Source organism: Pseudomonas sp. CCI3.1 (assembly GCF_034313985.1).
Classification (GTDB): domain Bacteria; phylum Pseudomonadota; class Gammaproteobacteria; order Pseudomonadales; family Pseudomonadaceae; genus Aquipseudomonas; species Aquipseudomonas psychrophila.
Map to the genome: position 1 here is coordinate 26,973 of NZ_JAVIWO010000001.1, position 10,414 is coordinate 37,386.

At 61.6% G+C, this 10,414-nt stretch carries 10 protein-coding genes; 1 reads left to right on the plus strand and 9 read right to left on the minus strand.

Features of this window, described 5'->3' with window-relative positions; translation table 11 throughout:
* Window positions 1-8: 8 nt before the first annotated feature.
* From RGV06_RS00085 to RGV06_RS00115, 7 genes are all read right to left on the minus strand, one after another.
* Complete coding sequence (locus RGV06_RS00085; RefSeq protein ID WP_322149021.1) at window positions 9-1,643, minus strand: BatD family protein; 1,635 nt, start codon at window positions 1,641-1,643, stop codon at window positions 9-11.
* Window positions 1,640-3,379 (minus strand): VWA domain-containing protein, encoded by a 1,740-nt coding sequence (locus RGV06_RS00090; protein ID WP_322149023.1) that lies wholly within the window; start codon window positions 3,377-3,379, stop codon window positions 1,640-1,642. Before RGV06_RS00090 ends, RGV06_RS00085 begins: the two co-directional genes overlap by 4 nt.
* A complete protein-coding gene (locus RGV06_RS00095; protein WP_019821898.1) occupies window positions 3,376-4,452 on the minus strand; it encodes a vWA domain-containing protein in 1,077 nt (358 codons plus the stop codon). Before RGV06_RS00095 ends, RGV06_RS00090 begins: the two co-directional genes overlap by 4 nt.
* A complete protein-coding gene (locus RGV06_RS00100; protein ID WP_019821896.1) occupies window positions 4,445-4,939 on the minus strand; it encodes a DUF4381 domain-containing protein in 495 nt (164 codons plus the stop codon). Before RGV06_RS00100 ends, RGV06_RS00095 begins: the two co-directional genes overlap by 8 nt.
* Complete coding sequence (locus RGV06_RS00105; RefSeq protein WP_019821895.1) at window positions 4,936-5,880, minus strand: DUF58 domain-containing protein; 945 nt, start codon at window positions 5,878-5,880, stop codon at window positions 4,936-4,938. The genes RGV06_RS00100 and RGV06_RS00105 overlap by 4 nt, the downstream gene beginning before the upstream one ends.
* Window positions 5,881-5,883: 3 nt before the next feature.
* Window positions 5,884-6,843 carry an AAA family ATPase gene (locus tag RGV06_RS00110; RefSeq protein ID WP_016780594.1) on the minus strand — a complete coding sequence of 320 codons (960 nt, stop codon included), beginning with the start codon at window positions 6,841-6,843 and terminating at the stop codon, window positions 5,884-5,886.
* Window positions 6,844-7,101: 258 nt separating this feature from the next.
* The gene (locus RGV06_RS00115) at window positions 7,102-7,986 is read right to left on the minus strand and encodes a LysR family transcriptional regulator (RefSeq protein ID WP_019821893.1); all 885 of its coding nucleotides are present in this window, start codon (window positions 7,984-7,986) and stop codon (window positions 7,102-7,104) included.
* A 133-nt stretch (window positions 7,987-8,119) separates the two neighbouring features.
* On the opposite strand from RGV06_RS00115, the gene RGV06_RS00120 reads away from it, so the two are divergent.
* Complete coding sequence (locus RGV06_RS00120) at window positions 8,120-9,058, plus strand: DMT family transporter (protein ID WP_233099530.1); 939 nt, start codon at window positions 8,120-8,122, stop codon at window positions 9,056-9,058.
* Here RGV06_RS00120 and RGV06_RS00125 read toward each other — a convergent pair.
* Both RGV06_RS00125 and RGV06_RS00130 read right to left on the minus strand, forming a co-directional pair.
* On the minus strand, window positions 9,046-9,792 hold the full coding sequence (locus RGV06_RS00125) for an amidohydrolase family protein (RefSeq protein ID WP_322149025.1): 747 nt from the start codon (window positions 9,790-9,792) through the stop codon (window positions 9,046-9,048). The genes RGV06_RS00120 and RGV06_RS00125 overlap by 13 nt on opposite strands.
* A gap of 153 nt (window positions 9,793-9,945) precedes the next feature.
* Window positions 9,946-10,302, minus strand: a complete 357-nt coding sequence (locus tag RGV06_RS00130) for a hypothetical protein (RefSeq protein ID WP_322149026.1) — start codon at window positions 10,300-10,302, stop codon at window positions 9,946-9,948.
* Window positions 10,303-10,414 lie beyond the last annotated feature (112 nt).

Genomic DNA, 10,414 nt, shown 5'->3' on the forward strand with positions numbered 1-10,414 from the left:
CCTTGAAATTATTTGGGGTAGAGCGGCGGCAGGCTGCTCGGCTCGCTGCCAGCGTCTTGTTCGCGCTCGGTGGCAGGAATGCTGCGAATGGCTTTCCACAGCTCTTCGCCTTGCCAGTACTGGCCGGTTTCGCTGTATAGCGCGCCGTTGAGCCCATCGAGGGCGTCAGACAGCAACACGAAACGCGCCGCCATGTCGGCCAGGGTTTCGGGTTGTTGCCGTGCCCAGGCATCGAGTGCCTGGCGTGTGGCATGCGGATCGTTGGCAAGACAGGCGCGTTTAAGGTCGTCGAGCAGGGTGCGCGGGCTGGGCCCGGTTTGCGCCGCACGCAAGATCGCGGGTTGCCAGCGGGCACGCCACCACAAACCCAGACTCGCCAGGGTAGTGCAGGCCAGGAACAGGGTGCACAGCTGCCAGATCCATAGCGACGACTCTTCGCTCATGGCCGCCACGGAACCGCTGACAGGCGTGTCCACGGCAAGGTTGGGGTTGGCCGCCGCCAGTAAGGTGCGGGCAGGCAGGTAAGTACGCTCCAGGTGGTCTTCGTGGGTGTTCCACCACACCACCTCGACGGCGGGCAATTCGATTTGGCCAACCCGTGTCGGCACCAGTGCCTCGCGCTCTTCGCGGCTGCCGATCAGGCCGTTTTCGGTGACTTGATTGCTCAACTGCGGCAAGTCGGGGTAGCGCCGCAAGCCGTTGACATCCGTGGCGGGCAGGGGCGGCAACTGGGCGCTGGACAGGCCTTCGGCCTTGAGGGTGAGGGTCCGGGTCAGAGAGTCCCCCACCAGCGTGTGGTCTGGTTCAGGGTTCCAGGTTTCGCTCATGCTCAGGCTGCGCGCGGGCAACCAAGGGGAATTGGGCGGATACGTCTCGGGCTTGGGCAGGACGGTCAACGGGATTTCGGTCGACGTCACGTGCAGCAGCTTTCCGGGCTTGGGCCCAAGGGGGGCGGGGGCCGTGGATTGCTGGCTGTCGACTTGTGTGGCGCTGAACGTCTGTGCCGGGATCATCAGCTCGCCGCTGCGCTGCGGATAAATACCGTAGCGGCGCTCGATCACGCCGTGGCGTACGCCGTTGATCAGCTTTTCATAGGTGCGCGACTCACCCAGTTGCTCGACGATGGCGTCATCAATGTGCAAGGGGGTCAGGCTGCTGTCGTCGTAGAGCGCCACGGAATGGTAGACGCGCAGGGTCAGCAGGGCCTGGGCCTGCACGTAGACGCTGGGCTGATCCAGACTGACTTCGATAAATACCGGTGCCAGCTCGTTTTCGCTGGCCACGCTTTGGGTCACGGTCAGGTTGATCGGCTGGCTGTGGTATTCACCGACGTGCAGCGCCGGAATGATCACGGTGCCGGTTTGTTTGGGCTGCAGGGTGATGATCCAGCGGGTAGTAGCTTTGTTGTCGTCACTGAGACTGGTCAGTTGGTTGACCTGACGCGTGCCACGCACTTCAAACACGTTGTCCAGAGGCGTCAGGTCGGGCTTGCCAAACAGGGTGACGTCGTTGGACTCCAGTGTCAGCTCGACGGTTTCACCGGAGTTGAGCTGGTCTCGGTCAACGCTGGCAACCAATCCCCGGGCGTGCGCCGGCAAGGTCCAGCAACACAGCAAAAGAAGCAAAACGCAGAGGCGGTTCATTTAGGCGTGTCCTGATGTTGCTGCTGTTCGTACCAGAATTTGCGGCGCAACAATTCGCTGGGGTTGTCGGGAATCTGTCTGAGCCATTGTTCCAGTGCCTGACGCTGTTCTTCGTCGGTCTGGTTGGCGGCCGGAACGGGCGGGCGCGTGGTCTGTTCGTCACCGGGCTCATTGTCGGCTTCGGCTTCGGCGCCGGGGTTGAGGGGCTCGTCCGGGGGCGCCTCGGTGGTTGGGCTGGTAGCGGAGTTGTTGTCCTCATTTTGCCCGGTGGTACTGGACGCGCCCTGAGCGCTGGTGCTGAGCGGGGTTTGCGATTCGGCAGGCGCAGGAGGCGACTCGGGGGTTTTTTCGGCCTCCGCCTGGGCCTGAGCACGCTGTTGTTCGAGTATTTGCTCGACGAGGGCTTTGTTTTGCGCGGCGGCCTGAAGCTCGGGTTGCAGTTCGAGCGCTTGCTCATAGGCATCGATGGCGGCTTCGAGTTCGTCATTCATGGCCAGTGCATTGCCGCGATTATAGTGCGCGCTGGCGCTGTTGACCTCGGCAAATCGCAGGGCCGCTCCGGCATAGTCGCCTGCCTGATACAACGCCACTCCTTGCCAGAGAGGATCGCTAAAGTGCTCGAGTGCTTGAAGTGGTTTTTTTTGCTGTAGTAGGCGCATGCCTTGTTGATCGGGACGCAGCCAGAGATCGCTGAAGCTCATGGCGTAGCCGGGCTGGGGCGCCAGTATCAACAGCAAGGGCAGGCAGAACAGCCAGCCACGCCGCCCGGCACAGGCCACCAGGAACAACAGCGGCAACAGCAACCAGTAACCCTGGTCAGCCCACGTGTCCAGATGCAGGGTCTGGCCGTCATCACGCAGGTGCTGCGGCCCGTCGAGCAGGCCCAGGCCACGCAAGTCGTTGTCATCCAGCCGTGCCTGACGATAGCGACCGTCCACATCCAGGGCAAACGCCCGCAGGCTTGGGCTGTCCAGGCGGGGCAGGAGAATGGCGCCCTGATCGTCCTTGAGGAACTCCCCGCTTTCATCCACCACCGGGGAGCCTTCGCGGCTGCCCACTCCGAGAATCAACAGTTGCGGGGCATGGCCACTCAAGGCCTGGCGGATGCCGCTTCGCTCCTGATCGCTGAGCGAGGAGGTGATCAGCAACAAACGACCTTCGCCCAGTGCGCCCTGATCGAGCAGCTCAAGGGCCTTGGTGACCGCAAGATCTGCGCGATGGCCCGGTTGCGGCATGATCGACGGCTTGAGGGCTTCAAGCAGGTTGCGGCTGGTGGCCAGGTCATCGGACAGCGGCACCAGTGTGTGGGCACTGCCGGCGTAGACGATCACGGCGGTTTGCGCATCGGTTCGGTTTTGCAGCAAGTCGTAGATCTTGCGGCGCGCCTGTTCCAGCCGGTTGGGCGAGCTGTCGGTGGCCAGCATGTGCGGGGTCAGTTCCAGCATGACGACCAGCGGGTCGGCGGGCTTTTGCGTGGACTGTTCGACCCTCTGCCAGCTGGGGCCCAGTAACGCCAGCAGGGCCAGCAGCCAGCCAAGCCCCAGGGCAATCCAGGGCAGCTTGCTGTTGCGGCCGTTGCCGCCGCTGAGCAGTACGCGATGAAAAGCGACCGGCAGGATCATCTGCCAGCGGCCAGCGCGCTTTTCACGGTGCCAGCGCTTCCATAGCAGCCATCCGAGCAGCGGCAGGACAAGCAGCCATTCGGGGCGAAACCAGTGGGGCCAGAGCGCGCTCATCGACGCCTCCGCAAACGCAGGCGTTTGAGTCGTGCGCGCCAGTCAGGGTGCTGTTGCAGAAAGTGGTCCTTGCTCAGCCAGCGTTGTACAGGGTTGTTGGGCCACAGTTCACGGATCACCAACAGCACGCTCAGCAGCAGGGCCGCCGCCAATGGCCAGCTGTAGAGTGCCTGCGCCGGTCGCGCCTGGGTGGGCTGTTGGGCCACGGGCTCAAGCCGGTCGAGGGTGTCCTTGATGGCTGCCAGTTCGCCGCCGTCACGGGCGCGGAAGTATTGGCCACCGGTGATTTTGGCGATCTCTTCGAGTGCTGGCTCATCGAGGTCCACCCCGGGATTGATAGTGAACATGCCCTTGCTGCTGCTTTCTTCCGGGTCGGCTCCAATGCCGATCGGGTAGATTTTTACGCCTTCCTCGGCGGCCAGGCGTGCAGCGGTCAGCGGGTCGATCTGACCGCCATTGTTGGCGCCATCGGTGATCAGGATCAGTACCCGGCTTTGTGCCGGGCGTTGGCGCAAGCGTTTGAGGGCCAGCCCAATGGCATCGCCGATGGCGGTGTTTTTACCGGCGATGCCGATGCGTGCCTCGTCGAGCCAGGTGCGCACGGTGCGCCGATCGAAGGTCAGGGGCGCTTGCAGGTAGGCCTGGCTGCCGAACAGGATCAGCCCCACACGGTCGCCTTCACGTTTTTCAAGAAAGTCCCCGAGCAGGCTTTTAACCAGATCGAGACGGCTGACGTCTTCGCCTTGCCATTGCATATCCGGGTAGTCCATCGAGCCCGAGACATCGACCGCAACCAGCAAATCACGGCCACTGGCGGCAATGGGCAGCGGCTCGCCCAGCCATTGCGGGCGGGCGGCGGCGGTCAGCAGCAACAGCCAGAGCAGCACATAGGGGGTTTGCTGGCGCCACGAAGGCAGGGTGGCTCGCGCCTTGCGCCGGGCCAGTTCTTCGAGGTCGCCCAGAAAGCTGATCTGCAGCGCTGCTTCACCACTGTCGGCGGCGGGCAGCACCAGGCGCATCAGCCAGGGCAGGGGCAGCAGGGCGAAGAGCCACGGCCAGGCAAATTCAAACATGTTTGCGAATCCAGGTTTCAACCGCTTGATTGAGCCCGGCGATGGCTTTGTCGTCGAGCTTGCACTCGGGCTTATAGGCGCCTTCAACCAGCACCATCCAGCGCGTCAATCCGGCAGCCGGGCAGCGGTTATCCAGGAATGCCAGCCACTTGCGGCCATTGAGTGTGTGGCTCTGGCTGTAGGGGTAGTGATTGCGGCACAAACGCTTGAGCAGGCCGTTGAGCTGTTGCAGCCAGGCACCTGCGGGCGCACCGTCGTAAGGTTTCGGAAAGCGCGCCAGTTCCTCGAGGGCCGCCAGGCGGACCGGGTCCAGAGGTTGCTCGGTACGGCCCGGCTGACGTTTGGCAGGCAGGTAGCGGCGTAACCACCACAGGCACCAGCCCAGTGCAGGCAGAACAATGAGCAGCAACCACCAGCCCGGGGCTGGCGGCCAAAGGCCAATCGCCGGAGGAGTGATCAAGGGCTGCAACTGTTCAAGTTCTTTCATGAGGTTTTGCCGGGGCGTTTGGCGTTCAGGTATTCGCGCAGTTGTTCGACCATTTCACTTTGGGTGCTCAGGGGCATGAGCAACACACGCAGCTTTTGCGCCAGCAGTTCCCAGCGGGCAATACGGGCTTCGGCCTGGGCACGGTAGGCCTGGCGCAAATCATAATTGAGGGTGTCGAGTTCCAGTTGCGCGCCGCGCTCGGCAAAGCGCAACAGGCCGGCAGCGGGCAGGGCATGATCCAGCGGGTCGGACAGGGGCAGCAGGATCAAGTCGCAATGGCGCGACAGCAGGCTCAGTTGCTGCTCGGCGGCGTCGGTAAGCCCGCGCTCATCACAGATCACGATCACCAAACTGCCGGGGCGTAGCACCTCGCGGGCACGGATCAGCGCCATGCCCAGTGCATCGCGGTCTGATTGCACTTCGGTGTGCAGGGACTGATTGACCCTCACCAGGCGGTTAAGCAGTTGCAGCAGGCTTTGTTTGCTACGCCGGGGTTTGATTTCATAGTGTTCGTGGTCGCCAAACACCAAACCCCCGACGCGGTCGTTGTGGCCCAGTGCGGCCCAGCCAATCAGGCTGGCAGCCTGGGCGGCGAGTACCGACTTGAACATCAATCCCGAACCGAAAAACAGCCGCCGGCTTTGTTCGGCGAGGATAAAGATCGGCCGTTCGCGTTCCTCATGGAACATTTTGGTGTGCGGTTCCTGGGTGCGCGCCGTCACGCGCCAGTCGATAGTGCGCACATCGTCCCCGGCCTGGTAGACCCGCACCTGATCGAAGTCGACCCCGCGCCCGCGTAATTTAGAGTGGTGCAACCCCACCAGCGGGCTGCGCTGGCTGGGGGAGGAGAACAGTTGCACTTCGCGTACCCGATGGCGCATCTCGATCAATTCGGCGAGTGTGACGCGGATGCCGGGTTCGGCGGGCAGGGGGTTGTTCATCGGTCAGGCAACGGCAACGACGTCGAGGATGCGCTGCACCACGCGGTCTTGATCGATACCGGCGGCCTCGGCTTCAAACGACAGAATGATGCGATGACGCAGCACGTCAAACAGCACGGCCTGGATGTCTTCGGGGCTGACGAAGTCGCGTCCGGCCAGCCAGGCGTGGGCCCGCGCGCAACGATCCAGCGCAATCGAGCCACGGGGGCTGGCGCCGTAGGCGATCCATTCAGCCATTTCGGGGTCGAATTTCCCTGGCGTCCGGGTCGCCATCACCAACTGCACCAGATATTCCTCCACGGCATCGGCCATGTACAAACCGAGGATTTCCTTGCGCGCGGCAAAAATGGCCTGCTGGCTGACCCGCCGCTCGGGTTTGGTTTCACCGTTGAGGGCTTCGCCACGGGCCTGCTGCAGGATGCGGCGTTCGACGGCAGCGTCCGGAAAGCCGATTTTGACGTGCATCAGGAAGCGGTCGAGCTGGGCTTCGGGCAGCGGGTAAGTGCCTTCCTGCTCGATAGGGTTTTGTGTGGCCATGACCAGAAACAGCGGTGACAACTCGTAAGTGCTGCGCCCCACGCTGACTTGACGCTCTGCCATGGCTTCCAGCAAGGCCGACTGCACCTTGGCCGGGGCACGGTTGATTTCATCCGCCAGCACCAGATTGTGAAAAATCGGGCCTTGTTGAAACACGAAGCTGCCGGTTTCGGGGCGATAGATCTCGGTGCCGGTAATGTCGGCAGGCAGCAGGTCGGGGGTGAACTGGATTCGATGGAACTGCGCTTCAATGCCCTCAGCCAGCTCTTTGATGGCCTTGGTCTTGGCAAGACCCGGCGCGCCTTCGACGAGCATATGACCGTCAGCGAGCAACGCGATCAGCAGGCGGTCGATCAGCTTTTCCTGACCGAGGATCTGCGTTGAGAGAAAGGTTCGCAGCGCAAGCAGCGCTTCACGATGTTCCATCGATGACTGTTCCTGAAAAGGACACCGGCGGCGCAAGAATTACACCGGGGCTGGGGGCGTTACTTTAATCCATTGAGGGTGCTGCGGACTAATGGCGGTGGGGCTTTTTATGGAAAAACCTGAAAAGCGCCGGGTTGTTGAGAATGGTGCTCATCTGCGCGGGGGCTTGAGGGGGCGCAGTGTCGTTAAATTGGGCGCCGATTAGACAAGTTGTTTAACCGCAGAGTGAGCGCGGGCCTACTCGTTCCCACTCCGCGGCTAGGCCAAGGGGGCGTGATTTTCTGCAAAATGCTCCGTCAACAGCGCAGCGAAGGCATCCCGTGGGCCGTGAAGACCGGTTTCGCTGTGCCAGAAAAACAGGTTGGGCATGGGCGCCAGTTCGGCAAAACGATAAGTGGTCAGATGGGCGGTGCCGTCAAAACGTTGCAGGATGCCCTCCGGCACCAGTGCCAGCCCGGCACCTGCGCTGACGCAGCCAATGATGCTGCCCCAGTTAGCGTAATCAACGGTGTTGATTTCCAGTCGGTGCTCGGCCACCCAGTTCTCCAGTGCCGCGCGGTACGGGCAGCCAACAGGCCACATGAATACGGTGTGCCGATGCACGTCACCCAGCTGTGAAAGGGGCTCCAGTTCGGGGCTTGCGATCAGCACCAGTTGCTCGTGATACAGCGTTGTTCTGGACAGTTTGGGCAGGTCGATGCGGCCTGCAACCAGCACGCCGTCCAGACGGTGGTGCTTCACATCATCAAGCAGTTGCTGCGACTTGCCGGTGACCAACTCCAGTGCCACTTGGGGGTAGCGTTTATGAAACTGCGCCAGTAGCGGCGGCAATCGCCCTGTAGCACAGGACTCGATTGCGCCGATTCGCAGGTTGCCGGTCGGCACGGCATGGGGCGCAACGGCACGTTTTGCCTGATCGACCAACGCCAGGATCTGCTCGCTGTAACCCAGAAATACCTGGCCCGCCGCACTGATGCATAACCCTCGTCCAGCGCGGGTGAAAAGCGCGGTCCCCAGTTCGCTTTCAAGCTGTTTGATGCGAGTGGTGATGTTGGAGGGCACGCAATGTAACTGCTGGGCGGCCAGCGCAATGCTGCCGCACTCGGCCACGGCCTTGACCATGCGCAACTGGCTTAGCTCCATTGTTCACTCCTGATGAATTCTGGGCTCTTTATATCTCACTTGTGGGTGGTTGCGAGCGCGATAAACACTGGATGCCACTTCATTTGACTTACAGGTCGTCAACGTGTCGCTCCCGATCAAACTTGCCGCCGCGATGGCCGCTGTAGTGCTGTGCTGGGCCTATTCACCGATTGGTATCCATATTGGCCTGCAAAGTTACTCGCCGGGACATCTGGCCTTGCTGCGCTTTTTAATCGCCTCGGCGTTTATGGCAGTGATTGCGCTGTGTATGGGCATCGGCCTGCCCCGGCTGCGGGACGTGCCGTGGCTGATGATGCTGGGTTTCTTTGCGGTGGTGCTGCACCACGTGGTGCTGAACATGGGGCAGCGTTGGGTCAGTCCCGGGGCCTCAAGTGTGCTCGCGCAAACGGCGCCGCTGTTCAGTACGCTCATTGCGGCCCTGTTTCTCAAGGAGTCGGTGAGCCGCTGGCGCTGGTCGTGGGTAGCTGTGGGGCTGGCGGGTGTGCTGGTGGTCATCTGGGCCGACAAGGGGGTAGGGGAGTTCCGGCCTGAAGGGTTGTTGCTGTTGCTGGCCGCGCTGTCATGGAGCATCTATTTCGCGCTGCAAAAGCACTACTGCAATCGCTACAGCCCGCTGACCATTGTTTGTTACATGATTTGGGCCGGGACGCTGATGCTGTGTGTCTATTGGCCCGGGCTTAAGGAAGAGGTCCTGAATGCGCCGGCGCGGGTAAATGGGGCCGTTCTGCTTCTGGGATTGTTCCCCAGCGCTCTGGCGTATTTGTTGTGGGGCTATGTGCTGTCGCACACGCAGATCAGTCGATCGGTGGGGGTGATGTACTTGATTCCGCCGGTGGCCATGGTCATGGCGGCGTTGATCCTGGGCAGCAAGGTGTCGCCTGGGGTGTTGCTGGGTGCAGCGATTATTGTGGGCAGTGTGATTGCGATGAGCCGTGAGGGGGCCGCAACAGTAATTTCAGATACCCGTGGGCGAAAACTTGATTGCGATGCCGTGCGTAGCGACGTCATCGCGAGCAAGCCCGCTCCCACAGAAGCCGCTCACAGGCCGTAAAACCTGCGGGCGTTGTGCCACAGGGCTTGTCGGACACCGTCTTCACCCAGTGCGTCGATCAGCAAGGTGATGTCGCTGTTTTCGAAGGCCCGGGGGGCGCGGGTTGAGGGCAGGTCGGTGCCAAACATCAGGGCGTTTGGGTTGGCACTGTGAAACTGTTGCAGCACGTGAGGTACGGCAAAATCAACCCGGCCAAAGCCACTGGCCTTGATGTGAACTCCGTGTTCAGCCAGGCGCAGCAGGCAGGGCAGGCCTTCGTGGCTTAATCCCAGATGATCGATGCTCAGTGCTGGCAAGCGTCGCAGGCGGGCCTCAATACCGGCCAGCTCGCGAGCATCAATGTACAGCTCCGAATGCCAGCCGACTTGCTCATGCACGCGTTTGGCCAAGGATTCGAGCTGGTCGAGCTGTTCTGATCCGCCGCGCTTGAGGTTGAAGCGCAGGCCGCGCACACCGTGCTGGTGCAACGTGTGCAGTTCTGCATCAGTAACGCTGGCCGCGAGCTGGGTGACGCCCACAAAGCCTGGCCCCAGTCGCTTTAAGGCAGCGATCAGGTAAGTCTGATCGAACCCCTGAAAGGAACCCGAAACCACGGCGCCGCCGACGATGCCCAATGGTTCAACTCGCGACAGGTAGTCATTGACACTGAAAAAATCAGGCAGATAGCCGTTGTTGGGTATTAACGGGTAAGCGCGGTCAATGATGTGGCAGTGAGCGTCGAAGATCGGTGGCATCTGGTTGTGAGCTCCAGTGGAGGTGCATAACTGTGGGAGCGAGCCTGCTCGCGATGCAGGCGACGCGGCCTAACTGGCCCACCGCATTGAGACCATCGCGAGCAGGCTCGCTCCCACAATGCGGGCTGCCCTGCAGGGTTCCTTCAGTGAGGGTTATTTTAGTTCGCTGACGTAGGTGCCTGTTCCCTTGAGGATGTTCTGCAAGGTTTCTTCGACTTCTGCCAAGTCTGCGGCCGCTGTGCTGTGGTGGATTTCCAGGTGGTCGTCGCCTTTGAGCACGTCTGTATCGCCTGCACCGATTTCGATCAGCAGGCGGGTAGGGCTCAAGGTGACTTTCACGCCGTCCAGTGTGGAAGGCTCGTCCTCAAGGGTGATTTCCAGCTCGCCTTCATCGGGGTAGCGGGTCATCAGGAACATTTCGCCACCGTCTGTGTGGCAGCACAACATGGCCATGTTGTCTTCTTCGTCATCGCACGGGTTGGCAAGCAGGTGGTCGGTGGTCATTTGCATGGGGAGTTCCTGGCGCCCTGGGCGCGGGTAAGTCGAACAGAGGCCGATTTTGCCAGCCTGAACCGATTTGTGCATGTTTGAATGGTGCAACAGGGCAAATGGTCAGCTATTT